Annotated in this window: 24 protein-coding genes; 9 read left to right on the top strand and 15 right to left on the bottom strand. The window is 46.0% G+C overall.

The window, feature by feature from the left end:
• Positions 1-153: 153 nt before the first annotated feature.
• The 6 genes from arsJ to rhtB all read right to left on the bottom strand — a co-directional run bounded on the left by arsJ (position 154) and on the right by rhtB (position 5533).
• Positions 154-1371 (bottom strand): organoarsenical effux MFS transporter ArsJ, encoded by a 1218-nt coding sequence (gene arsJ / locus R7O12_RS17315; RefSeq protein ID WP_053307419.1) that lies wholly within the window; start codon positions 1369-1371, stop codon positions 154-156.
• 254 nt (positions 1372-1625) lie between these two features.
• On the bottom strand, positions 1626-2120 hold the full coding sequence (locus R7O12_RS17310) for a cyclin-dependent kinase inhibitor 3 family protein (protein ID WP_213906369.1): 495 nt from the start codon (positions 2118-2120) through the stop codon (positions 1626-1628).
• 13 nt (positions 2121-2133) lie between these two features.
• The gene (locus R7O12_RS17305; RefSeq protein ID WP_005383630.1) at positions 2134-3135 is read right to left on the bottom strand and encodes an ArsJ-associated glyceraldehyde-3-phosphate dehydrogenase; all 1002 of its coding nucleotides are present in this window, start codon (positions 3133-3135) and stop codon (positions 2134-2136) included.
• A 42-nt stretch (positions 3136-3177) separates the two neighbouring features.
• A complete protein-coding gene (locus R7O12_RS17300) occupies positions 3178-3513 on the bottom strand; it encodes a metalloregulator ArsR/SmtB family transcription factor (protein ID WP_005378730.1) in 336 nt (111 codons plus the stop codon).
• A 154-nt stretch (positions 3514-3667) separates the two neighbouring features.
• A complete protein-coding gene (locus R7O12_RS17295) occupies positions 3668-4891 on the bottom strand; it encodes an EAL and HDOD domain-containing protein (RefSeq protein WP_005378731.1) in 1224 nt (407 codons plus the stop codon).
• A gap of 24 nt (positions 4892-4915) precedes the next feature.
• On the bottom strand, positions 4916-5533 hold the full coding sequence (gene rhtB / locus R7O12_RS17290) for a homoserine/homoserine lactone efflux protein (protein ID WP_005378732.1): 618 nt from the start codon (positions 5531-5533) through the stop codon (positions 4916-4918).
• Positions 5534-5598: 65 nt separating this feature from the next.
• Between rhtB and R7O12_RS17285 the strand changes: the two genes are divergently transcribed.
• Positions 5599-6609 (top strand): alpha/beta fold hydrolase, encoded by a 1011-nt coding sequence (locus R7O12_RS17285; RefSeq protein WP_005378733.1) that lies wholly within the window; start codon positions 5599-5601, stop codon positions 6607-6609.
• A 244-nt stretch (positions 6610-6853) separates the two neighbouring features.
• Entirely contained in the window at positions 6854-7678 is an 825-nt protein-coding gene (locus R7O12_RS17280; RefSeq protein ID WP_017636084.1) for a Cof-type HAD-IIB family hydrolase, read from the top strand.
• A gap of 50 nt (positions 7679-7728) precedes the next feature.
• On the opposite strand, the gene R7O12_RS17275 is transcribed toward R7O12_RS17280, so the two are convergent.
• On the bottom strand, positions 7729-8199 hold the full coding sequence (locus R7O12_RS17275; RefSeq protein WP_182039479.1) for an EVE domain-containing protein: 471 nt from the start codon (positions 8197-8199) through the stop codon (positions 7729-7731).
• Between the two features lie 47 nt (positions 8200-8246).
• Between R7O12_RS17275 and R7O12_RS17270 the strand changes: the two genes are divergently transcribed.
• Together R7O12_RS17270 and R7O12_RS17265 are read left to right on the top strand one after the other, a co-directional pair.
• The gene (locus R7O12_RS17270; RefSeq protein WP_213906368.1) at positions 8247-9797 is read left to right on the top strand and encodes a COG3650 family protein; all 1551 of its coding nucleotides are present in this window, start codon (positions 8247-8249) and stop codon (positions 9795-9797) included.
• Positions 9797-10393 (top strand): tRNA-uridine aminocarboxypropyltransferase, encoded by a 597-nt coding sequence (locus R7O12_RS17265; protein ID WP_042523926.1) that lies wholly within the window; start codon positions 9797-9799, stop codon positions 10391-10393. Before R7O12_RS17270 ends, R7O12_RS17265 begins: the two co-directional genes overlap by 1 nt.
• A gap of 83 nt (positions 10394-10476) precedes the next feature.
• Here the strand turns inward: R7O12_RS17265 and R7O12_RS17260 are convergent, their stop codons facing one another.
• The 7 genes from R7O12_RS17260 to lptM all read right to left on the bottom strand — a co-directional run bounded on the left by R7O12_RS17260 (position 10477) and on the right by lptM (position 17722).
• Entirely contained in the window at positions 10477-12963 is a 2487-nt protein-coding gene (locus R7O12_RS17260) for an EAL domain-containing protein (protein WP_213906367.1), read from the bottom strand.
• 138 nt (positions 12964-13101) lie between these two features.
• Positions 13102-13818: a 5-amino-6-(5-phospho-D-ribitylamino)uracil phosphatase YigB gene (gene yigB / locus R7O12_RS17255; RefSeq protein ID WP_053350826.1), complete on the bottom strand. Its 717-nt coding sequence runs from the start codon at positions 13816-13818 to the stop codon at positions 13102-13104.
• A gap of 8 nt (positions 13819-13826) precedes the next feature.
• Positions 13827-14759 (bottom strand): tyrosine recombinase XerC, encoded by a 933-nt coding sequence (xerC, locus tag R7O12_RS17250; protein WP_064368853.1) that lies wholly within the window; start codon positions 14757-14759, stop codon positions 13827-13829.
• A complete protein-coding gene (locus R7O12_RS17245) occupies positions 14725-15456 on the bottom strand; it encodes a DUF484 family protein (RefSeq protein WP_017636089.1) in 732 nt (243 codons plus the stop codon). The genes xerC and R7O12_RS17245 overlap by 35 nt, the downstream gene beginning before the upstream one ends.
• Positions 15450-16280 (bottom strand): diaminopimelate epimerase, encoded by an 831-nt coding sequence (gene dapF / locus R7O12_RS17240; protein WP_005378744.1) that lies wholly within the window; start codon positions 16278-16280, stop codon positions 15450-15452. The genes R7O12_RS17245 and dapF overlap by 7 nt, the downstream gene beginning before the upstream one ends.
• Before the next feature lie 10 nt (positions 16281-16290).
• The gene (gene lysA, locus R7O12_RS17235) at positions 16291-17544 is read right to left on the bottom strand and encodes a diaminopimelate decarboxylase (RefSeq protein ID WP_005378745.1); all 1254 of its coding nucleotides are present in this window, start codon (positions 17542-17544) and stop codon (positions 16291-16293) included.
• Between the two features lie 61 nt (positions 17545-17605).
• Positions 17606-17722 carry an LPS translocon maturation chaperone LptM gene (gene lptM, locus R7O12_RS27305; protein WP_005378746.1) on the bottom strand — a complete coding sequence of 39 codons (117 nt, stop codon included), beginning with the start codon at positions 17720-17722 and terminating at the stop codon, positions 17606-17608.
• A gap of 74 nt (positions 17723-17796) precedes the next feature.
• Between lptM and cyaY the strand changes: the two genes are divergently transcribed.
• The gene (gene cyaY, locus R7O12_RS17225; protein WP_017636091.1) at positions 17797-18111 is read left to right on the top strand and encodes an iron donor protein CyaY; all 315 of its coding nucleotides are present in this window, start codon (positions 17797-17799) and stop codon (positions 18109-18111) included.
• 69 nt (positions 18112-18180) lie between these two features.
• On the opposite strand, the gene R7O12_RS17220 is transcribed toward cyaY, so the two are convergent.
• Positions 18181-20709 (bottom strand): class I adenylate cyclase, encoded by a 2529-nt coding sequence (locus R7O12_RS17220; protein ID WP_054702152.1) that lies wholly within the window; start codon positions 20707-20709, stop codon positions 18181-18183.
• A gap of 346 nt (positions 20710-21055) precedes the next feature.
• Here R7O12_RS17220 and hemC point away from each other — a divergent pair, with 346 nt between their 5' ends.
• From hemC to R7O12_RS17200, 4 genes are read left to right on the top strand one after another with little or no spacing between them, the layout of a single operon-like run.
• Complete coding sequence (gene hemC, locus R7O12_RS17215; protein WP_104979848.1) at positions 21056-21994, top strand: hydroxymethylbilane synthase; 939 nt, start codon at positions 21056-21058, stop codon at positions 21992-21994.
• A 2-nt stretch (positions 21995-21996) separates the two neighbouring features.
• The gene (locus R7O12_RS17210) at positions 21997-22725 is read left to right on the top strand and encodes a uroporphyrinogen-III synthase (RefSeq protein WP_005383386.1); all 729 of its coding nucleotides are present in this window, start codon (positions 21997-21999) and stop codon (positions 22723-22725) included.
• A 17-nt stretch (positions 22726-22742) separates the two neighbouring features.
• Positions 22743-23954, top strand: coding sequence for a uroporphyrinogen-III C-methyltransferase (locus R7O12_RS17205; protein WP_005378751.1), 1212 nt, complete (start codon positions 22743-22745; stop codon positions 23952-23954).
• Entirely contained in the window at positions 23954-25135 is a 1182-nt protein-coding gene (locus R7O12_RS17200; RefSeq protein WP_042523916.1) for a heme biosynthesis protein HemY, read from the top strand. Before R7O12_RS17205 ends, R7O12_RS17200 begins: the two co-directional genes overlap by 1 nt.
• Positions 25136-25886 lie beyond the last annotated feature (751 nt).

Below are 25886 nucleotides of genomic sequence, written 5' to 3'. Positions count from 1 at the left end.
TAATCACTTAACGAGAACCAAAAACCAAGCATCAGTATTCACTCTCGATGCCAAACCGACACAATCTGATTACAGCAAACGGCGCATAAGAAACAAAAAAAACTCCGATTTGGAGCCATTTATACCATCTACAGATAGCGATACTGGGGATAGTTACGCAGTAGCAACATCAGCTTTTGGCAACTTAATTGAAATCAGCGTCGTCAGTGCCAAGAAAGCAAAAGAAACCCATAAGCACGCTGCAAGACCAGCCTCTTGGTAGATCCAACCCGATAATACCGTGCCAATCAAACGTCCCATCGCATTGGCCATGTAGTAAAAACCGACATCCAACGAGACGCCATCGCCTTTAGCGTAGCTCACTATCAAGTACGAGTGCAGCGAAGAGTTAATGGCAAACACAGCGCCAAAAATCATCAAACCTACCACAATCACCAATTCAGGCTGCCAACCGATTTGCACACCATAAGCAATACCAGCCGTAATTAACGCTAGGACTCCTGCCCACACCAATGCTGCACTACCATCAGGCACACGACCTTGCGCTTTGCCAGTAATACGCGGCGCAAAGCCTTGCACAAACCCATAAGCAATGACCCACGCTGCGAGAAAGCTACCAACCCACAAGTGATCCCAGCCAAACACGCTACCAAGATAAATAGGCAGAGCAACGACAAACCACACATCACGAGCACCAAACAAGAACATGCGTGCTGCGGATAAAATGTTTATCGATTCAGACTTGGAGAATATTTGGCGAAACTTAGGTTTACTCTTTGCTTTACCCATGTCCGCTTCTAGCCAGATCATGCTGCAAACAAACACTAATGTAAGTACACCCGCCATAATAAACATCGAGTTTTGAAAACCCACCCAAGACAGCAGCAAGCCACCAACAAAAAAGCCCGCTCCTTTGAGTGCATTCTTCGAGCCAGTCAAAATCGCTACCCATTTGTAGAGCGCACCTTGCTGTTCGTCTGGTACTAGCGTTTTAATCGCGCTCTTAGCACTCATTTTGTTCAGATCTTTGGCAATCCCCGACAGAGCTTGCGCTGCCATCACCCAAGGAATGGTCAGCCATGCATTTGGTACTGCGAGCATCAGCAACGCAAACACTTGCATCGCTAAACCAATGTTCATGGTTTTATTTAGGCCTAACCTTGCGCCCAACCAACCACCAACCAGGTTTGTCACCACACCAAAAAATTCATAGAAAAGAAACAGTGAGGCAATAGCTAACGTGGAATAACCTAAGTCATGAAAATAGAGCACCACCAGCATACGCAGTGCGCCATCGGTCACCGTAAAGTTCCAATAGTTAAACGTCACTAACATGTACTGACGAATACTTTTGCTTAATTGAGAAATCATATTGACCTCATATGTACAGCGATAGAAGCATTTAGATCATCATGTTCTAAATACTTCCTAACCTGTACAGCAACATTGACCAATACAATGTTGCTGTGATTTTCAAAAAATGCCCCAACATCAATAAAAAGCAAAATACACCTTAAAAACAATGCATTAGTTAATATTAATGGCTTTTCTTGTAAACAGTCGTATCCTAAAGAAGCTCGAATTTAGCTTTTGGATCATAATGAACCAAAAGCTATTTAAGCTGATCAAGCGTCTTGAGCCACGCGTTCGATGTACTCAACTTGCACAGGTTTTGTAAATGCACCAGGGCGCAATGCCTGCACTTCTCGCACGATATCTTCTAACTGCCATTCCTTTTCTAGGAGTAGGTGAGCAGCGAACAAACCTGTGCGCCCCGAACCACCCATACAATGCATCGCAACTTTGCCACCTTGAGCAAGAATCGCGTGCAGTTCCGGACTGGCTTGTTGCCACTTCGTCGCAAATTCTTCATTTGGTGCGCAGTCGTCTTCAATCTCGATCTGGAACCATTTCATACCCAGTTGCTGAGTGGCTTCACCCAATGCAGAGACATTCTTCGCAGCTAATTCACTATCATCTAATGCAGTAACGACCGCTTGAACACCCTGCTCTTTCAACTGTTCTAACGACGCATGCAAATCGACACCTTTCGTTCCTGGGCACGATGTTAAGATTAAAGCACCGGAGTCCAAATCTAATTGCCATGTAGGATGAGACATTGTGACCCCCTTTTTAAGCCAAACCAACGTTACGAACCAGCTCTGCTGTGCGCGTTGCATAACCCATTTCGTTATCGTACCAAGCGTAAATCTTAACCATACGAGAACCCACAACCATGGTTGATTGCGCATCAACGATGGTTGAACGTTGGTCGCCTTTATAATCGATAGAAACTAAAGGACGCTCTTCGAAGCCAAGGATGCCTTTCAAATCACCTTCAGATGCTTCTTTTAACAGTGCATTCACTTCTTCTGCTGTGGTATCACGCTTCACATCAAAAATGATGTCTGTTAACGATGCGTTTGCTAGAGGTACGCGAACCGCATGACCATTAATTTTGTCTTTTAATTCTGGGAAAATTTCGACAATCGCCTTCGCGCTACCCGTCGTGGTCGGGATAAGGCTCATGCCGCATGCTCTTGCACGGCGTAGATCTTTGTGTGGCGCATCCAAAATAGTTTGCGTATTCGTCAGGTCGTGAATGGTCGTAAAAGAAGATTGTTCGATACCCAATTTCTCATGAATGACTTTAACCACAGGTGCGATACAGTTAGTCGTACACGAAGCTGCTGTCACGATACGATGTTTTTCAGGGTCGAAAATATGGTCGTTCACGCCCACCACAATGTTCGCAATACCTTCTTCTTTCACAGGTGCGCTTACCACGACACGTTTCACGCCTTGCTCTAGGTATTTGTTTAGGAATGATGTTTTGCGATGTACGCCTGTCGCTTCAATCACAACATCACAATCAGACCAGTTCACCGCATCGATATCGCGTTGTTGAGTCGTGGCGACACGCTTGCCGTTGATGACGAGCTCACTGCCTTCGACCTGAACTCCATGATGCCAACGACCTTGCACTGAATCGAATTCTAATAAGTGACCAAGCGTAGCGGCGTCACCTGCGACATCGTTGATTAACACAAACTCCAATTCTGGCCAATCAAATGCCGCTCGCAGCGCTAAGCGACCAATTCGGCCAAAGCCATTAATTCCTACTTTAATTGTCATAGTTTTACCCTCTAATCTTCTACCTTGAATCTCTATTCGCTGTTAACAGCAAGCCTCACGACTTTTATCGTGTAAGCGTGTGATGTCGTCTTGGTATTCCTGCTTCAAACAGTTTGATGCCACTAAGTCTTCAATTAACTTTCGCATCCAACCTGGTAATTGCTGTGATAACTCGTAATACACCCATTGTCCTTGGCGTTTATCCACCAAGATGCCACTGGATCGTAACTGAGCAAGATGACGAGAAACTTTCGGCTGGCTCTCTTGTAGAGCAAACGCCAAATCACCAACGCAAGTTTCACCTTCACGGGCCACGAGCATTAAACAACGTACGCGTGTTTCATCGGATAACAGCTTAAAAAACTGATGTGGAAGCATAATGAACATACCTATATATGGATATGCGTATATGTTTATTTAATTAAGATATATCGTCAAGAGGAAACCGTCCATCGTCATAAAAGTTTCACATCTAACGAACAGCTTGATTGTAAAGAGAGAGATTCAAAGAGATAAAAGATAAGACAAGAAATTATGCAGTCGCGATGCTTTGACTCCAGCGAGCCGCTTCACCTAAGGAGAGCTTCACTTCCTCTAAAGGCAACCCCAATTGCATCGTGATTTTTTCAACCCCTGACCAATCGGCACGCTCGTAGCACTCTTCGAGGGAAATAAGTGCACCATAAACCCCTTTGCGATGTAATAGCGCTTGTTGTACTGAATGACTAAGCGGTAACTGCCTAACTAAAGATTCCACCGAAAGATCCAGCAGCGCATCTAGAATCGACAGCAAACCAACCATGAAACCTTGCTCGTTGAGGTGAGAGAATGGCTGATAGCGCGACATCAATTGGCAAAATTGAGCTCGTTGCAATGAAAGGTGATACAGCTCTCGAGGCTTGTTACTGGAGATATACGATGCCACAACCAAAGAGACAAACTGCTTAAGGTTATCCTGGCCAAGATAAATCAATGCCTGACGAAAAGAGCTGATTTCGACAGCCAAATTCGGCGCTTGCGTATTTACAAAACGCAATAATTTATATGACAACGCGACATCTTGCGTAATGATGGACTCGATACGAGTAAAGTCAGGCTCAGGAGCACAAACTTCACGAAACAGTTGCAATGCCAACACTTGCTCAGGACTGACGTATTTAGTCTGCGAGACGAGTGGCTTGCTAAAAAAATAACCTTGGAAAAATTTAAAGCCAGCCGCTTTCGCTTGCTCAAACTCTTCTGCGGTTTCAACACGTTCTGCTAAAAAGTGGTATTTGACGCGTTTGGCCAGGTGTGTTTTGACCAGTTCACAGGCCTTTTCGAGCCCCATCGCCATAATGTCGAGCTTCACAATATGCACATATGGCAAAAAACGACGCCATTCTGGTGTTAGGGTGAAGTCATCCAAAGCGATCAAGTAACCTTCTCGATAAAACTCACGAATCGCATCAAGAAGCTCATCCGTAGGTTGGCACGTTTCCAACACTTCGATGACAATTTTGTTTTTCGGCAAACTGCGCGGCAAACGTCGCACCAAGCTTTGATGAGGAAAGTTAATAAAGCATCTTGAAGAGGCAATCACTGGGTTAGTACCCAGTGATAGGAAGTTTTCGACGATCAGTCGGTATGTCGCTCGATTTGAATCAATATGTGAAGGGTATGCGTTACTCTCCCCGTCTCGAAACAACAATTCATAACCCAGCGTCTGTCTTTTTCGGTTAAAGATCGGCTGGCGAGCGACATACGTTGTATTCATGCTAAAGAAGGACCTATAAATGGCTTATGACTTTGCAGCTGCTAATAATGCACCACAACCCATGAACATTGAACCGAATACTTTGTTTATTTTTCCCATGATTTTATCGGAGCGAATAAAGCGTCCCATTTGTGCTGCCAAGCTCGTGTAACCCAACATTACACACGCATCAATCACGACCGTAGTGACGCCAAGCACCAACAGTTGCGTGATTTGGTCTTTTGCCGGGTCAATAAACTGCGGGAACAACGCCACCAGAAAAACAATCGATTTAGGGTTGGTGAGGTTAATCAACACTGCCTTGTACAACAGCGCCGTGCCTGACATCTCGTTGTGGTTTTCAGCTGCGACTAAGCTTGATGTATCGCGCCATTTCTGAATCCCCAACCAAACCAGATAAGCGGCACCAACCCATTTAATGACAGAAAATGCGGTTGCTGACTGCGCGACAAGCGCACCAATACCCGCCCCCACCAGCGCGATGTGGATAACTAAACCAATTTGTAAGCCAATAATGGCACCCAGTGATTTACGGGTACCGTAACTCAAACCATTACTGATTGAGTTCACCGTGCCAGAGCCCGGAGCCAAACTAAAAACGATTGCTGTTACTACATAAGCTAACCAGACATGGGTATCCATTGCATTTCCTCACTAATTCTTCGATGATACATCGCGTAAACAACGTATCTTCAGGTAATCAACTAATGGCGACTAACCATTCACCTTTGACTTATACTCAAGAGACATTATTTGAGCAAGCAATTGGTGGTCCGATCGCAGCACTTTGGCAAACTCGCCAAGAGGGCTTTGTTAAAGGGACTGAGAAAAAGAACATTTACTGGTGCAAGCTAACCAACCCAGAGCATAAAAAAGCCGTGCTCATCGTAAATGGACGCATTGAGTCTTCCTGGAAATACCAAGAGCTGTTTTACGATCTCTACCGCCAAGGTTTCGATGTCTATTCCTTTGACCACCGCGGACAAGGTTTATCAGATCGTTTATTATCTGACTCAGATATGGGTCACGTCTATGACTTTACTGATTATATTGATGATATGGACATCGTCGTAAAAAAACACGACCTTAGCGAATATCAACAATGCTTCATCATCGCGCACTCTATGGGCGGCGCGATCGCCACACGTTACCTGCAAACTCACCCAGAACACCCTTTTACTGGTTTGATTCTAAGTGCGCCCATGTTTGGCATTAACCTGCCATGGTACCTATCACCAATAGCGATTCCGGTCACACAAATTATGTCAGCGGTATCGACTTTGCCACGCTATGCACCAGGACATCAGGCCTACTTCCCTAAGCCCTTTGAAGATAACCCACTTAGCCAAAGTTACGGCCGCTACCAATGGTTCCGAAACCTATATACGGAAAAACCGGAACTGCAAGTCGGTGGGCCAAGCACTCGCTGGGTTTGGCAAGGGCTCATGGCCGCTAAGCAGTGCTTTTTATTAACTCGCCAAGTCAAAATACCAGTAATCCTAATCCAAGCCGGAAACGATCGGATTGTTAGCAACCTCGCGCAAAAGCGTTTTATTGATAAATTGCGGAAAACCAACCCGCACGCGGAGCTGCTTTCCATCGAAGGCGCACAGCATGAAATCTTATTCGAGACCGACAAGTATCGTAATCAAGCGCTCGATGCGATTTTCCGCTTTATGAATGACCCTAAATCGCCATCAAACGAACAAGCACAATAAGAACTCTAGGCGACCATTTCACGACTAAGATTAAAGAGGAAATGTCTACACATCGATTTACCCTCTTTTTCATCCTCATTTTGGCGTACACTGCTTGAACTTGGCTACTTTGACACAGTGTTTAACCGCATAGTGCTACGGGCCCAAGTTCCCCCGCATTCGGAGCAGTACGATCTAGTCAGTCTGCTGTACTCCGTTTGCAATTCACCTGTTCCACACTATCCAAACCGTTTACGAGGACTTCATGAGCACATCGCTACCTTGCAAAGAGATCACCAAAATCGTTGCCTCTGATCTGGATGGCACGTTACTCGCACCAAACCATCAGCTCAGTGCTTACTCAAAAGAGACGCTAAAAGCGCTGCATGAAAAGGGTTATACCTTTGTCTTTGCAACCGGCCGTCACCACGTAGACGTTGCGAGCATCCGTCGCCAAGTTGGCATTCCAGCTTATATGATCACGTCGAATGGTGCCCGAGTGCATGACCAGGAAGATCAGCTAATGTACAGCGAGAATGTCCCTGCGGAACTGGTACAAGGCGTGATCGACACGATCAAACATGATCAAGAAATACTTATTCACATGTATCAAAATGATAGCTGGTTGATGAACAAGGATGATGAAACGTTACGTGACTTCCACGATGAATTCACTTACGTCTTATTTGATGAAGACCACGCCCCAACTGACGGTATTGCGAAAGTTTTCTTCACGCATCCAGGAGAAGACCACGAACGTTTGGTCGTATTTGAAAACAAACTACGTGAGCAGTTTGGTGATAAGCTGAACATCGCATTTTCAACGCCTTGGTGTTTGGAAGTAATGAGCGCTGGCGTGTCTAAAGGCCATGCTCTTGAAGCGGTAGCGAAAAAACTCGACCTCACGTTAGAAAACTGCGTAGCATTTGGTGATGGCATGAATGACGTAGAAATGCTGTCGATGGCAGGTAAAGGGCTAGTTATGGGTACATCACACGAAAAAGTGATGAAAGCTCTACCAAATAATGAAGTGATTGGCAGCAATGCGGAAGATGCGGTTGCACACTACCTACAAGAACACTTGCTGTAAGCTTCAATACTCCAAATTATGAAGGGCTGCACATTCGCAGCCCTTTTCTTTTATCGCTGACTTGGCAGCTTCTCTTTGCCAAGAATCGCGTCCCATTCTTCTTCTGTCACGGGCATAATCGACAAGCGATTTCCACGTTTCACCAACGGCATGTTCTCAAGTTCTGGCATCGCTTTCATCACCGACAACGGAATCACTCGCGCCATTTTACGTACAAACTCGACATCCACCATAATCCAACGCGGGTTGTCTGGGTCTGACTTTGGATCGTAATAATCGCTTTCGGGATCGAATTGGAAATGATCGGGATAGGCTTCTCTCACAACTTTAGCAATACCTGCCACGCCAACATGTTTACAAGAAGAGTGGTAAATCAGGACTAAATCGCCCACCTTCACTTGGTCACGCATCATATTGCGCGCCTGATAATTACGAACTCCCTCCCAACATGAAACCTTTTGGGTTCGAAGCGTGTCAATAGAAAAGGTATCTGGTTCAGTTTTAAATAACCAATATGCCATAATGCCATCCGATGCCGATTGAGTAACAATAATAAGGAAGATATAACATGAAGGCTTTGAAAAACCCAGTGGCGCTTGCCACCCTGCTGGTTCTGCAAGCATGTAGTTCACAGTCGCCACAATCTGGTGCCGCTGACCCAACCTCTCCACCAGCAACCTTAGATAAGCCTGAAACCATTCAACCTCAAACTTTTATGCTGCGCGGAAAAGTGATCGTCGGTCACGAGAGCCAATACATCATGCCTTGTGGCAGCGACAAGCAATATTGGTTGCAACTATCACCACAGCAAATGCAACAAGCAATTCAGTTAAATAACGAGCCTTACCAGACTATGTATGGCGAGGTTATCGGCCACCTCAACCCACCGGGCATCGATGGGTTTTCTGCTGATTTCGATGCTAACTTTGTCGTGGAACAAGTGAACTTCCTCACAACGGAAAACCCAAACCGTTGTCAGCAACCAAACAAACCAACTCGCGTGTTTGGTAATGAGCCTTCTTGGTCGGCAAGCTTTGAGGCTAATGGACTAACATTCCAGCAAATCGGCAAACAAACCACAAAATTAGCGATTAACAGCAGTCAGCTTCAACCTCGCCAGCGCACTTATCAACTGCAAGGTGGTGAGCTTCGCTTAACAGAAAACCTCTGCTCAGACACAATGAGCGATTCTTTGTATGGCTGGAAAGCAACACTAAAACATGATGGCGAGACGTATCAAGGTTGTGGTATGGCTGCAAACGTCGATGCAACGCTTGGCTGGGCTAATACCTATGTCGCGACCTCAACCCAATCACAAGGCTTTGAAGTACAAATGACCTTAAACCCAGACCACAGCGCCACAACAAAATATCGTTACGCCAATGGACAAGCACCATTAATCGAGCGTGGTTACTGGCAACAGTTAAGTCCGTCTCAGGTTCAAGTAGTCATGACGCATCATCAACAGCAAAGGCTAATGTCAGAACGACTGTTTACTCGAGAAGGCAATCAGCTCAAAGCGACCAAAGAAAAAGTCGGTAACTTAGTATACCCAATCGCCGATGGTGGTTTAGTCCTTTATCCTGCCATCGTTCGTGATGAAGGCATCATGCAACCAACCGAAAAACGCACCAACAACCCCATCGGTAGTGCTGACGTCCCTTCTAGTGCAGAGTTTGATTCAAAAGTAGATGCCGCGGTGCGCAACTACTTCTTTATCCATCAAACCACCCCCAACAATAACCAATACCGTTGGCTAACTTACGACCTCAACAGCGATGGTAACGAAGAGCTATTGGTACAGTTGGATTGGTGTGGTTCCGGAGGCTGTACATTGCTGATATTTGAACATCACGAAAAGGAATGGCGCTTTAATAGCCGCATTACACTAGTGCAAAGCCCGATTATGCTCGGCCAACAAACCTCTCATGGTTGGCGAGATCTGATTTTTAATGTCAGCGGTGGCGGAGCTAAAGCGGCTCAACACGTGATGCAATACACTGGGGTTAGCTACCCACTCAACCCAAGCATGGCGCCAACGGCAACGCCGAACCAAGTCAGTGGTGTGCGTCTGTTCTCTGATGGGATAAGCCCGGTGCGCGAAGGAGTTCGTCTGTAATGTCACAACCGTGTCCAACCTGCGGTTTTCAATTCAATTGTATGTGCTCGCTAATGCCGAAACTTACCAGTGAGCACAACATCCTGCTGTTAATGCATCCGAATGAACTGAAGCGTGATACTAATACCGGCCAGCTACTAGAGCAGTGCCAACTCAACATTGAGCGAGTAATCTGGGATCGCAAACAGCCACCAGCAGAATTGCTCACTCTATTAGCTGATCCGTCGCGGTATCCGGTGTTGCTCTTCCCCTGTGAAGAAAGTATCACACTCGAACATGTGGTACTCCAAAGCCAGCAACAAACCAAAACTCCGCTGTTTATTATTTTAGATGCCACCTGGCAAGAGGCGCGCAAGATGATAAATAAGAGCCGTTGGTTAGAAGGTATCCCTACTATGGGATTGTCTGCGTCGGCGGACTCACAATATCAGCTGCGACGCAACCAACAACAAGGTAATTTGTGTACGTTTGAAGTCGCTGCACATTTGCTCGGGCAACTTGGAGAACAAAACAACCAACAACAAATGCAGCGCTTTTTTGCCCATTACCTCGCTCTGTTCCAAGCTGAAAAGAGTGGACACGCTCTTAAGCGTTAACCATTAAGCTCAGTAGAAGAACCAAACAAAAAACGCAGCCTACGCTGCGTTTTTTACGACAAGAAGTTTCACGTGAAACATCATTAAAACAGTCGAGTCGGCTTGCCAAGATAGTAACCCTGCAAATAGTCCACCCCCATGTCTTGTGCAATGGTACACACCTCCTGATTGTGGACGAACTCCGCCACCGTCTCCGCGTTAAACACCTGGCACAAACGCACCAACTGGGAAGCGATCTTGCGCTGTTTTAAGTCTTTATCAATATCACGAATCAAGCTGCCATCGAGCTTTATGACTTCTGGCTCCAACTTTAGGATTTCATCGATATTCGAATAGCCGGACCCAAAGTCATCAACAATGATACGCGCCCCTAAGCTTCTAAAATGACTGCACACTTCTATCATTCGGCCATAGTCTTTGATCTGCTCAGATTCCAGCACTTCTAAACCAATTCGCCTTGGGTCATTTAGCTGGCTAATTTCATGCTCTAAAAGTATTAAAGTTTTATCACTGAGCAAATCTTGCGGCGATAAGTTTATAGAAAAGTCACCTTGCTTATCTCGCATGTAATGCAACGTAGAATGAATCATGTGCCGACTTAGTCGAGTGTAAAGATGCGTATCAGAGATAATTGGCAGAAAACGCCCTGGCGCAATCACCGTTCCATCGGCTTCCAGAATACGAACCAAACATTCTTGGCTTGCCAATTTGTGGCTACCAGCATGCACAATGGGTTGGCTATAAGTGATGATGTTCTGTTTGAGAATGGCTCTACTGACGCAACTTAGCCATCCAAGTTGCTCTTTACGCACATCCTCACTGACTTCAATATCTTTCGCATTACAGATATGAGTATTACTGCGTACACCGGAGCGTCTCGCTTCGATGCCTTTGAGTAAGAGCTCATCCACTGAAGCGGATGGAAAATCTCGGCGACTCACTAAGCCGCCGCATAGCGAGATAGAAAGATAATCTATTTCACGTAGGCCTATTGGCTCAAAATTAGTTTGTTCTACCGCGTCAGCAAAACGCGTAAAGTGCTGTTTGATGGTTTCGCTGCTTTGGTCAGCTTTAAATATGAATGCCCACTCACCAACCCCAATACTATAAAGCTGCAAAGCCGTTGGCATGCCAAAACGCTTTCGTAATCGATTCGTAAAGTGCATTGAGAGATCTTTGAGTAATTGATCTCCCACTCGGTAGCCGTATTTTTCGTTGATATGACTAAAGTTAAGTAGCTTTAGAGTCAACAAATGCTCATCCAAATCGATGTTACTCAGCCGCTCTTGCAATGCGACCCGGTTTTGTAATCCCGTGCGACTGTCGCGTCGATAGCTTTCTTGTAACTTGCGCGTTTGGCGATCGAGTTGATATCCCATATGCGCGTTCATATGGTTGAGATCGCCGATCGCATTTCGAATCAAGCTAAACAGCGGTGAAATAGAGGAGCTAACGGGCGACTTAGGCAAGTTCAATGTTTGCACTTCGTCTCCCTCTCGCATCGCTAAATACGTCAGGCTGTGATGAAGAATTTCGGGCTGACCAATACCACCATGCAGCTCCCCCATACAGTAACTACCAAACGTCGTCGCAATATCTTTGAATGCTTGGACTTCGTCGCTGCTGTCAATAAAGTCTAACCGTGACGCGCAGTTAAAAATCATCACGACTTCAGGTTGGTGCATGGCTAACTCAACCACACCATGCCGCACTTGCTCGAGCGTTAACGAGGGATGGTTATAGCAAAATTGCACTTCGTCACCAAGACACCAGGGCCTGTCGAAGCTCATACTGCCATCAGCGTGTAGCTCCGTTACCGTACAAACTTCCTTTCGCCCTAAGCTTTCTCGATACAAAGGAAAGCTGAGCAGTTGACTCAGCGTCACGTCATGGCCATCCGCCAAGTAACGCTTGTATACTTCCAGCGCTTTCTTCTCACCTAAACAATACAAGCGCGTTCCTTTTGCATGAGTGACTTTGTGTGGCATGCCAATCGGGTTCCATTCCGAATACGCATCAGTCCATAGCTTCAAAGTATCACTGTGCAAAGCTACGGCAACCACAGCGTTATCGTAAACTCGGTTTTGATATAGCACCCAGCAGCCATCGTCAATACTCTGCGCCAACCCTCCAGAAATCACTACTTCTTCACTGGCGAAGGTTTGAAACAAGGGATAGTCACGTCGTTCAATTTGCACAGCAAAGCTGAGGATCACCTGTGAATTATGCTGCATTAGAAGAGAGCGCTTGAGCTCCCCGCCATCAATATCAGGGGAGTAAGAGTATGTTTGTACCGCAGAAGTCAGCGTGGCTTGCTCAAATTCAATCACACTCACTAGGCAACCAGAGGTAAATATCTCCCCTTCCAGAATCACATTACGCGTACTATGCCCCATAACATGAGCATTCGGCAGCGACGACAAAACGGCGTCTGCAAGTGTGGTCGTAATTTCGCGCGATTGCGTCGACAATATTTGTACTAAATATTGTTTATCTGAGGAAGTCGGAAAAGTGACTAAAAAGTCATTCAGTTGACTGACATCGTGAACCAGTTTTGAAAAAGCTCGCATGGACCTACCACTGCCGTAACACTATCTTCACCACGACGTGTGGCGTTACTATTTTTATTTAATAGAGAATAATTTACGTGGCTTTGCGCTGCTTTTCTAGACACAAAATGAGATTAGAATGGATTAATGCGAAAGCAATTAAAAAAGTGTGAGTAACGGCTGCAAACTATTGATTTCAATATCAGGTAAAGTACGTGTTTTTGAATGGTTAATGACATTTTTATTCATATCATTAAACCAACAGGCTGCAAAACCAGCCAACTTTGCACCATGCACATCCGTGGTTAGATGATCACCGACATGCAGAATATTCTCCGCAGGAATATCCAAGAATCGCTTCGCTTTAGTAAACATATCGGTTGCGGGTTTCGCCAATCCATCTGGTCCTGCTTTAAGTACCTGTTGGAAATAAGGCGTAAGACCGATGCGGTCTAAATCCACATTACCGTTGGTGATTGCTACCAACGGGATGTGCTGCGCGAGTTCCTCCAGTACATCGAGGCTTTGCTGCGGCACTTCAAAACGGTTACGCCAGTCCAACGCAACGTCTACTGCGGCTTTCGCGGCGGCATGTGCTGCGTCTTCGTCGTAGCCTACTTGGGAGAAGGCTTGCTGAAGTTGCACTAAACGCCATAAAGTGACATCGCTCTTCAGCTCGGGTTGTTGCTGCACAACACGCTGCTTGAGAGCAAACCAATCCGCTTTGTTCATATGAGCAACCGCTGGATGATGGTGCTTGAGCCAAGATAGCAACTCACGCTCCATGCGAACTATCACAGGATAGTTGTCATAGAGGGTATCATCTAGGTCAAAGGTCATTGCCTTAATAGGCTCGATACGGCGATAAAATTTCATACTTCGGCTCACTCCCCGTTCTTTTTACGTGCGCGTGGGTGGGCTTGGTCGTAGGCTTGCGCCAAATGTTGGAAATCCAAGTGCGTGTAGATTTGGGTCGTCGAAATGTTCTCGTGCCCTAAAAGCTCCTGCACCGCACGTAAGTTATTGCTTGATTCGAGCATATGTGTCGCAAATGAGTGACGCAATTTATGCGGACTAATATGGCTTGCGACAGACTGTTTCTGCCCCCATTCAGCCATGCGCTTTTGCACGCTACGATGCGAAATACGCGTTCCAAGCTTAGATACAAACAAGGCGGGCTCACCTGGAGCGGCTAAATCACCACGAACGCGTAACCACTTCCCGACCCACTCGGTTGCCATCCCAGAGAACGGCACTTTACGTTCTTTATCGCCTTTACCAATAACACGAAGCTCACCACTACGCAGTTGTACGTCACGTACATCCACACCCACCAGTTCAGCCAAACGTAAGCCGGCGCCATACATCAGCTCCATCATGGCGCGATCGCGCACAGCCAGCGGGTCGTCCTCGTTGACTTCAAGTAATTGGCTCACTTCGTCAACATCGAGGTTTTTGGGCAACGGGCGTTTTTTGCGAGGTGCTGAAACCCCTTTGGCTGGGTTAGCCGATATCTCGCCACGCAGAATAAGGAAATCGAAAAAGCTACGCAGCGATGAGAGGCGCGTTGCCAAACTGCTGGCTTTCATGCCTTCTCGCATGCCCTTACCTGCTAATTGGCGCACCCAACCAGCATCCACTTGAGACCAATCTTTGAGCCCCATTTCAGCTAGGTGCTGCGCCATAGTTTCTAGCTGCTGTTTGTAATTGCGCTGAGTATGTAGGCTAAGCCCCTTTTCGCTTCGTAAGAATTCATAGAAGCGCTCAAGAGGCTTTTGCAGACTATTTGGCAGAGGAGTGTTGGGAGTTGTCGTCATCGTAACTTTGCCATACCAGTGTTTGAGCGAGATGTGCCACTACTAATGATAGGTGACGCAAAAACAAGGTATCCATATCTGGCTGAAAATGGCCGCCATCTTCACTAGAAAAAGCAAGCACGCCCAGTGTTTGCTGTTTCACGAGCGGCAGTACCACATAGGAACCCATTTCCGGCACTTCCATGTTGCCAAACAAAGCTTCACGATCCACTTTGCGAAGACGTCCTAAGTACGCATCTTTGCCATTTAAGTGAGTGGTCGCAAAGCGTTGATAACTTTCCTTACTCAATTGAATTGATGCGTCGCATTGACTAAACAATCGAACAAACGCACGTAAGCCCAATGCTTTGGCTTTATCTTCGATAGAATGAATGACTTGTTTAAAGTCACCACACTTTAGAATCTGCCCCTGCAAATCCATAAATTCGTAAAAGGTGCGATCATTGTTCGCCGCAAGCGACATTAGTGTAGTGATCTCTTCCTCTAACTCTTCAATGCGCTGACGTTGACGATTCATTTGGATGTGCACCAAAGATACCGCGCCTAAGTCTGAGTGTGGGAAAGATAAACGATCCACAAGCTCCGGACGTTGCACAAAAAAGTCTGGATGATCTTTGAGGTACTCGGCCACGACTTCAGCCGTTAAGGCATCTGCTTCTACTTGAGACAAACCGTTTCCTTTTTCTTCAACTAGCAAGACAATTGACCATCAAATACATGCGTTGTAGGTCCGGTCATAAACAACGGCTTGCCAGGACCTTGCCATGCAATTCGCAATTCACCACCAGGTAGAGAAACCTTAACGTTTTCATCCAACAAGCCCTGCAGAATCCCAACCGCGACTGCCGCGCATGCACCACTACCACAAGCTTGCGTTTCTCCTGCGCCTCGCTCGTAAACTCGAAGACGAATATGGTCACGACTCATCACCTGCATAAAGCCAGCGTTGACGCGCTCTGGGAAACGCTCATGCGACTCAAGCAGCGGACCGAGAGTTTCCACTTCTGCCGTATCCACATCGTCGACCACGGTCACTACGTGCGGGTTACCCATGCTCACAGCACCACAAAACAAGGTATTGTCGCCTGCTCGCATGATGTAAGTTTTCTCTTTTTGCTTCGCTTTGAAAGGAATTTTGTTCGGTTCAAACTCTGGTACGCCCATGTTGACCGTCACTTCCCCATCATCTTCGATGTTGAGAATCATCTTTCCTTTCTTGGTGCTCACGCTGATGCTGTATTTATTGGTCAGCCCCTTCAAGCGAACAAAGCGGGCAAAACAGCGTGCACCGTTACCACACTGTTCAACTTCACTACCATCGGCATTAAAAATCCGATAATGGAAGTCGGTTTCAGGGTCGTAAGGGGCCTCTACCACAAGCAATTGGTCAAAACCAACGCCAGTATGACGATCCGCCAAGCGGCGGATCAGGTCTTGCGAGAAAAACACGTTCTGGGTAATACAGTCGACGACCATGAAGTCGTTGCCCAAACCGTGCATTTTGGAAAAGTGGAAATGCATTTGTTGTGTGTTACTCCGGTAGAATCTGTTCCAGCTGCCACAAACTGGTCAGCTCCTCACGCTGGCGAACTAAGTGGCTTTGTTTACCGTCCACCATCACTTCTGCCGCTCGGGTACGAGTATTGTAGTTCGAAGACATCACAAAACCATAGGCACCTGCTGAACGAACCGCGAGTAGATCACCTTCTTGCAAAACGAGTGCGCGATCTTTACCCAAGAAGTCGCCGGTTTCACAAATAGGACCAACCAAGTCGTAAGTCTGAGCTTCACCCTTTCGCGGTGAAACTGGCACAATATCTTGCCATGCTTGGTATAGCGCAGGACGCATCAAGTCGTTCATTGCAGCGTCGATAATCGCAAAGTTTTTATGCTCAGTATGTTTTAAAAACTCAACACGCGTTAGCAAGATACCTGCGTTCGCAGCAATTGCACGGCCTGGCTCAAAGATCAGCTCCAAGTCTTGGTGATTTTCAAGACGGCCTAGTAACGCTTTGGCGTAATCAGAAGGCTGAGGTGGTAATTCATCACGATAGACCACACCCAAACCGCCGCCGACATCAAGGTGACGAATGTTAATGCCTTGTGCTTTTAAATCATCAATCAGAGCTAATAAACGGTCTGTCGCGTCGATAAATGGGTCTATATTGGTCAGCTGAGAACCAATGTGGCAGTCGATGCCTTGCACATTCAAGTTCGGCAGGCTTTGCGCGAATTTATAAACATCTGGCGCACGATCAAACGCAATGCCGAATTTATTGTCGCGAAGACCAGTCGAAATGTAAGGGTGTGTTTTCGCGTCGACATCTGGATTGATACGCAGAGAAATTGGCGCAATCACACCAAGCTCACCCGCAACCTTGTTCAAACGTTCTAGCTCTGGCTCAGATTCAACGTTGAAACATTTGATACCTAGCTCAAGAGCGCGCTTCATCTCTGCCGGTGTTTTACCAACACCAGAGAAAACGACTTTTTTCGGATCACCGCCTGCGGCAATCACACGCTCAAGTTCACCACCCGACACGATATCAAAACCCGATCCCAAACGCGCTAGCGTGTTCAATACGCCTAAGTTTGAGTTGGCTTTCACCGCGTAGCAAACCAGGTGAGGATGCTGACCCACAGCACTATCAAACGCCTTCCAATGGCGCTCTAGCGTGGCTCGAGAATATACGTAAAGAGGAGTGCCATATTGCTCTGCAAGAGCTTGAAGTGGGACGTCTTCGGCCCAAAGCTGGCCATCATCCTGATAGTTGAAGTAATCCAAAATTCGCTTCCCTTATTTTATTCGACTGCTGAACCCTAATTTCACCCTAAGGTGCGGTTATTTATTGTGATTGCTCATTCTGTTGAGTGTCATCTGGAATGTATAGTGAGCCAGACTGACCACACCCCGCTAAGGTCGCGGCAACCATCACAAACAACACAGTAACTAATTTTTTCATTTCGCATATCGTGATTATTGAATCAATGCCCCCTATAATCGCACCACACTCAGGAAAAGCAATAGGATAGACGGATGAACGATACTGAATTTCATCAACTGGTGGATGCGCAGATGCAAATCATCGAAGAATCCATCGATGATTCAGGCGCAGACATTGATTACGAAGTCACTGGCAACGTAATGACATTGGAATTTGAAGACCGCAGCCAAATCATCATTAATCGCCAAGAGCCGATGCATGAGATCTGGCTAGCGTCCAAATCTGGTGGTTTCCACTTCAAACTTATTGAAGATAAATGGACCTGCTCAAAAACGGGTATGGAGCTATTTGAAATGGTGAAGCAAGAGTGTGAAAAGCACGCGGGCGAAGCCATTGATTGGGTATAATACTGGTCAATCGTCACCAAAACAAAAAGAGCACCGAAGTGCTCTTTTTGTTTATTGATAAGGGTTTAATTACGCGTTCACAGTTTTGGTCGGGCGACTCGGTGAACAACCGTCATTACGGTAAGGAATGATATACGCATTCCCCTCTTCAGGGTGAATAATTTGATAGTACTGAGGCAGGTTAAAATTAATAAACTTCGACGCGACGCGACTATCGTCTTTTACCGACGTGTAGAAACTGTTTACAGACGAAATCATTTCATCTTTGGAGCCACTAAATTGGTGATACACTTCTACTTGATTTGACTCATCCAACACATAAATATTGAAGCCATCTTCGTTATCTTCAAAGAAGAACTGCACCAGACCTTCACTGGCAAACCCATCCACCGCTTCCGGCATTTGATATTCTTGCTCACGATCGAGCATTAACAGCGGCGAGCCTTTGAGTTTGTTAGTAGAAATGCTGCGGTAGAAATCGATGGAATTTTCTAGCTTCTGCACCGACACACCACGACGTTCAAAGAACAACCCATAAGTCTGGTTACCAAGACGCATCGCTTTAAAGCGGCGACGTTTCTCTTGCTCTACTGGTTTCAAGCGTAAGTCGATACATTCAGCTAAAAGCTGGTAAACCATATTACGCATCACACCACGCATGTTCTTCGCATAGCAGAACACATCCACTGATTCTGGTGGCAACGCATCTTGGTGCATTTTGCCCAAAATGGTTTTCAGTGCATCCAGCATCGCCGTTTCCCCTTTGAAATGCAGCGTACGCACTTCATGCCAAGAGTTACGGTAAACAAGGTCAACACTGCCGACTAAATTTTTATGTTCTGGACCAAAGCTAAAAATATCGGTGTTCTTAACATCCACTTTCAACGAACGACCAGAAAGTTCAGACGTCGGATCATTTTCAAAGTTGATGAACATCGCAAGCTGGCTTATTTCACAAGGACTCGCTAGCGCCTGCATAGATGGACGACGCTTACGCAACGCAAAAGTATTTCGTAAGTCACTCACCATTTGGTAAAACTTATCAATATCTAGCTGCGCTTCACGTACCACGGCATGTAAACGAGTCGATTCAGTAATCAAGCCATTGAAGAATGCCCAAGCAACCAACTTACTCAAGTATTCATGATGCTCTAGATATGGTTGCCCCAAAATGCGGTGCGCAATAAGTGGTTGTTTATAGAGGTACCAACCAGACTTGTTCACTCCCCCTTTTTTCACTTCGATAAAGCTCAAGTCAGGCTCGTGCAGATCAGGTGAAATCTGTGGGTTTAGTAACGTTACTTTGCCCGGCAATACTTCAAAAGCAGCGTAGAGTTTACGGGCCAAAATACTGATGTCTTGCGGACTGATAGCAGAAGTGATGTCGTTACGACGCGCAAATTGAATCAAGTTACGGTAGCTTTGCATCAACGCATCCAGCAATGCATGATGTACCACCTTCACTTGTTCAACCTTCCAATTACGGCGGTCATCGAGCTCTGCAACGACACTGGCATCCCAATTCCATTTTGCAATCATATCGCTCAGCGCTTCACGACGCCAAGCTACTGAGCCAACATTCGGCTCACGAGATAGTTTTTCATGGGTTTTGAGATAGAAACAGCGACGCACCAAATCCAAACGTGTATCGTCTTGAATTCGCTCTAAGTAACGGGTTACTTTTTCCAACATTAAGTAGTACGCATCCATGCCATAGAGATCAGGCTCATGGGCAAAGAAACGACGTTTAGTGTCGATGCTTAACAATTGAGTATGCGGGTATTCCCACGAGTAAGCTTCTAGCAAGATGGCTTTTAATACCGATTTGTAGGGAGAGTCGATGCTTTTGTATAACTGCCACAAGTTCGAGCCGAAGTATTCTTCAGCAGGAATGCAGTTCAATTTACCAAAGTCGATCCATTCACTACAGTCGATGTAACCATCACTGCACAGTTGAGAAACGTACTCGTCGTAACACTCTTCCATTTCTGGCGGCACGATTTGCCATAACAAACGCTGTCCGGCAATACGCACCGCACTACGATAGAATTCATCTAGCAAAAGTAAGTGCTGAGATGAACCACAGTTATCACCCGTCATCTCTTCAGAATGATTGCTTCTAAAGCGCTCTTTATCCATTAAGAAAAAGTTCGCTTCCACGCCTTTGCTTTGTGCCCAATCCGTGATGAGTAAGCATTTATTGGTCAATAACTCACGTTCGTCACAATCCATATCGGGCGAGATACACACCCAAATATCCAAATCACTGGAAGTACTTTGACCAATCGAGGAGGTACTGCCCATGGTGTATAAACCCAATATAGCGGGCTTTTCTACCGTCTTGAGCGGCTGACCAATGGCAAGTTGAATATCATCTATGAATTGTTGCTGAATGCTATTTAGTTCAAGCCCATGCACACCAAACGGGACATCGGCATCATAATAGCCAGGAATTACAGGATGGTTGTAGTTCAACAAGGCAGGAATCAAGTGGAAGACTTGCTGGCTTTGCGAATCCATAAGCGCCAACGCGCGATCAACTCGCTGCTGATTCAAATTATCTAGTCGCTGGATGATTTTTTGGGTGTAAGCCTGCAAGGGGAATTCCTTGGTTGAACAATCACGAAAATCTGCTGACGTTTTAAACCAAAACGGCTTAAAAACGTGATCAATTTAACACTTTTATTGGTGCGGGTAAAGCTTCACGCCCGTGTATCACTCCGGATACAAAACCATACTTTAGTCACAAAATTAATCGCGCGGTAGTGTCGCTCTTATTACCTATTACTAATAATAGTCCTTAGTCTAATTGAGAATCCAGTCACACTATTTTCATAACGTCATGTAATTCCATTCATAGCCTTCAGAGATAACGAACTAACAGTAAGCATTTCTTGATGAGAATGGTAGGATAAACCCAAATCCAAACAGCATTGAGAAGATCATGACACAATCCACACCGATTCGCATTGCAACTCGAAAAAGCCCTCTTGCTTTATGGCAAGCTTACTTTGTTAAAGACGCCCTTCAAGCCGCTCACCCTGGCTTGGAAGTCGAGTTAGTAACCATGGTGACCAAAGGTGACGTGATTTTAGATACACCACTAGCAAAAGTTGGCGGCAAAGGCTTGTTCGTAAAAGAGCTTGAAATCGCGATGCTAGAAGGACGTGCAGACCTCGCCGTTCACTCAATGAAAGACGTACCCGTCGATTTCCCAGAAGGCCTTGGCCTCGTGACCATTTGTGAGCGTGAAGATCCTCGTGATGCCTTCGTCTCTAATACCTATAGCCACATTGATGATCTCCCTCAAGGTGCCGTGGTTGGTACTTGCAGTTTGCGCCGTCAATGCCAACTGAAAGAATATCGTCCGGACATCATCATCAAAGAGCTTCGCGGTAATGTGGGCACTCGCCTTGGTAAGTTAGATGCGGGTGAGTATGATGCAATCATTCTTGCTGCGGCTGGCCTCAAACGATTGAAGCTTGAAGAACGCATTCGTAGCTTTATCGAACCAGAGCAATCACTACCAGCGGTAGGCCAAGGTGCTGTCGGTATTGAGTGCCGCCTTGACGATGAAAGACTGCTTAAGCTGCTTGAGCCACTTAACCACCAAGACACCGTAGACCGCGTTTTGTGTGAGCGCGCAATGAACCTTACGCTAGAAGGCGGCTGTCAGGTACCTATCGGCAGCTATGCCCTGCTAGACGGCGACAACATTTGGCTACGCGCATTAGTTGGCGAACCAGATGGCAGCGAAATTGTGCGTGGTGAAATTCGTGGCCATCGTAAAGATGGCGAAGCATTAGGAGTGCAGCTAGCCAATGAGCTGCTAGATAACGGCGCTCGTGAAATCCTAACTAAGCTGTACGCAGATCACGAATAACCATGGCAGTGTTGGTCACTCGGCCGGGAGAGCAAGGCAACGCGCTTTGCTCTCTGCTCGAAAGGCACGGCATTTCCGCATATCACCATCCTCTGATCGACATTGTCGCCGATCTCACGGACACGCACCTCTCTAAACATCTACATCAAGCTCAAATTGTTATCGCTGTTAGTCGACATGCCGTGCAATGTGCACAGCAAATCTTAGCCAGTAACGGGATGTCATGGCCGAAACAAGCTATTTACCTTGCCGTTGGTCAAAAAACAGCACACTATTTAAGCAAATGTACCCAACAGAAAGTACACTATCCCCAAGTCAGTGATAGTGAACACTTATTGCGACTGCCAGAGCTCAACAATGTGGCACAACAACAAGTTCTTATCCTTCGTGGTAACGGCGGAAGAGAGCTGATCAAAGATGCATTGGTGAGGCGTGGCGCAAAAGTTCACTATAGTGAGACTTACAAGAGAGAATTCATCCCATTCGATCCAGTAAGCTGTATCTCACTATGGAAAAACCTACAAATTAACCAGATTATTGTCACCAGTGGTGAACAACTGGATTATTTGTGCAGCCAATTGACGTCGGAGCAATTGACTTGGCTTAATCAACAAGAGTTGTATATCCCCAGTCAGCGTATCGCTGACATCGCAATTCAAAGGGGGTTCACTCGCGTGAGATGCACGGGAAGCGCATCCAACCAAGAATTACTGGCGGCTCTCCAGCCCTAGCTACACAGGATATAGGCATGACAAGTAAAAATAACGACCAAAAAAATAACGATAAAAACCTTTCCGAAGAAACCTCATCGGCACCGCTAGTCGAAAAAACCACATCGCAGCAGGATGCGGACCTTAAAAAAGAGCAACCACAAGCGGCCGAGCCCCCAAAAACAGCAGAGCCAACCAAAGTCGAGTTTGAAGAAAAACAAGGTAAACGTGGTGTCAAACTAGGTACGGTCGCTATCATCTTATCGATTATTTTTGGCGGTGGCCTCGCGTACAAGCTGCATCAACAGCAAGCCGATTACCAAGCGCAGATCGCCCAACTAAAAAGTCAGCTAGAAAGCACTCAAGCTTCCATGAAGCAAGAACTCAGCCGGGTACAAGAAGAAACCATCGAGAAAGCAACAACCGTGACACACAAAGCGGAAGTGGTACTTGGACAGCAACAGAAGAGCATTGAAAGCTTACAGCTCGCCGTTGCCGATGTGAAAGGTCGTCGACCAAACGACTGGTTATTAGCGGAAGCCGATTACCTTGTCAAATTAGCTGGTCGTAAATTGTTCTTAGAGCACGATGTAGAAAGCGCGACTCAACTGATGGAAAGTGCAGACCAACGCATTGCAGCACTGAATGACCCTAGCCTCGTCAAACTACGTAAAGCAATGGCGAACGATATCACCAAACTTCGCACTATCCCGCTGATTGACCGTGATGGATTGGTACTACGCTTAACTGCCCTACAACAGCAAGTAGACAAGCTCCCTCTCGCCAATGCACTGCTACCTGAAGCTGAAGCCGTAGAAAACACTGAAGTGTCTGAAGATATCGCAAACTGGCAAGATAACTTAATGACCTCTTTGAAGGACTTTTCAGAAAACTTCATTACCTTCCGCACGCGCGATGGTAACGTCATTCCACTGCTTTCTCCTGAGCAACACTTTTACCTGAAAGAAAACATCAAAGCCAAATTGGAAACGGCAATAAAAGCGGTGTACCAAGAGCAAGGTGAAATTTACACCACGTCTCTAAAAACAGCAGACAAATGGGCATTAGCTTTCTTCAACCAAGACGATAATTCTGTTAAAGAGTTCAACAAAACGGTTAACCTACTAAGTCAGCAAAATATTCAAGTGGAATACCCAACAAAACTGCAAAGTCAGTCTCAACTATCAGATGTCATCCGTGAACGCCTACGTCGTGAAGTCACAACGATGACAGGCATGGAGGATAAGTAATGTTTCGTCTTATTTTCCTATTTGTTGTACTAGGCGCAGGACTATTTGTTGGCACCCAGTTTTCTGGTCAGCAAGGCTATGTACTCATCTCCATTGCCGAGAAAACGATCGAGATGAGCGTAACGACATTAGTGGTTTTCGTTATCGCTGCACTCGCAGGTCTTTTTCTGCTTGAGTACCTGATTAAGAAGTTAGTTTATGCTAGTTCTACAACATGGAACTACTTCAGTGTTCGCAAAATGCGCCATTCCCGCCGATACACCAATGAAGGCATTATTAAACTTCTAGAAGGTGACTGGAAAGGTGCTGAGAAGAAAGTAACTCGCTGGGCAAATCATCACGATATGCCGCTGCTTTGCTACTTGGTTGCGTCTGAAGCCGCACAAGGCCAAGGTGATAAAGCAAAACGAGATCACTATCTAGAGCTAGCGAGCCAACAAGAGAACGCCCATCTCGCAGTAGAACTGACTCGAGCGAAACAATTTATCCGCGACAACGAGTTCGAGTCCGCTTTCGATACCTTGCAATCGTTAAAAAGTCAGTATGCGAGTAACTCTATTGTATTGAACTTGCTGAAAACAACGTACATGCAGCTAAAGTTGTGGCAACCTCTTATTGACCTCTTGCCACAACTAACCAAAGCAAAACTCATCACGGAAGAAGAACATGCAGAGCTGATTCAAAAGGCGCAGTGCGGCTTACTCCATGAAGTAGCGCAACAACAAGGTAGCGAAGGGCTAATCTCCCATTGGAATAGTCTCTCACGTAAAGTGAAACAAGACACACACCTCGTTGCCTGTTTTGCTCGAGAACTCATCACACGAAAAGCTGATGCAGAAGCCTTTACCGTGCTAAAAGAAGCATTAAAAAAACAACCTGCCCCAGAGCTTTATCAACTACTGCCAGATCTAAATCTGCCAGATACCCACCCTGTCGTGGTCTTCTTAGAGGGCGTAGTGAAGAAAGAACCGGATAACGCCGCTGCCCATAGCGCATTAGCGCACTTCTATTTCCGTCAAGAGAAGTGGCAAGAAGCCCAAGATCACTTTGAGATCGCCTTAAAGCTTCGCTCTGACGTCTCTGACTATGCATTCCTAGCAGACACACTAGAGAAGCAAAATCTAACCAAAGCTGCTCACGAAGTCTCTCGTAAAGCTCTCACGCTCGTCCAGAACGACTAAGTAGCAGTCATCTAACCAAGCCGACAGCTCACTGTCGGCTTTTTTATTGCCTGCTATTAACCCTTTAGTCCTTACATCAATATGTTTATCAAATTCATTGGTTCCCAAGTAATTTCCAACTTCCTAGCAACTCACTATCGTTTCACTTTCACTCTTCTCTTTTGACTACTCTGATCCTGTCATTCCAGCAGAATCCAAAAACAATTTTAAAAGATGCAGGAATACGTAACTTTAGCCTGTTGATGTATGGTTTTAAGACGTAGCTAGATTTAGGCAATAGAGCACACGCATCGCTAGACTGAGCAAAACAAAAAGATACATCAGTGAAACAGTGGCTATTTTAGTATGCTTATTATGTTCGGTCTATCCGGTAAAAGGGGCTAGAGAAGCAATGGTAGTGCTTTAAGAGAACGATAAGGCAATAGATGGTTCAACAACTTAACAAAGCATCTCCAACAACCTTATCTGGACAGCATGCAGTGATGAGGATGAACAGCTTTAGAGGCAACTGCACTTCTTAGCAAAAATCAAAACATCACAACCAATACCGATACCAATATTACTTTGTCGAAAAGTAGATCGCATATGGAATTGATTTTTGGCAAGCACAGATAGAGTAATAAAGATGTACGGAAATGAAAAAAGCCTCGCTATTTCTAGCGAGGCTTCTTAATAGTGGCGGAGAGATAGGGATTTGAACCCTAGATACGCTATTAACGTATGCCGGTTTTCAAGACCGGTGCTTTCAACC

The sequence above is a fragment of the Vibrio sp. Vb1574 genome (genome assembly GCF_033338675.1).
The sequence above is the reverse complement of the archived record's forward strand: the minus strand, read 5'-3'. Positions and strand labels throughout refer to the sequence as shown.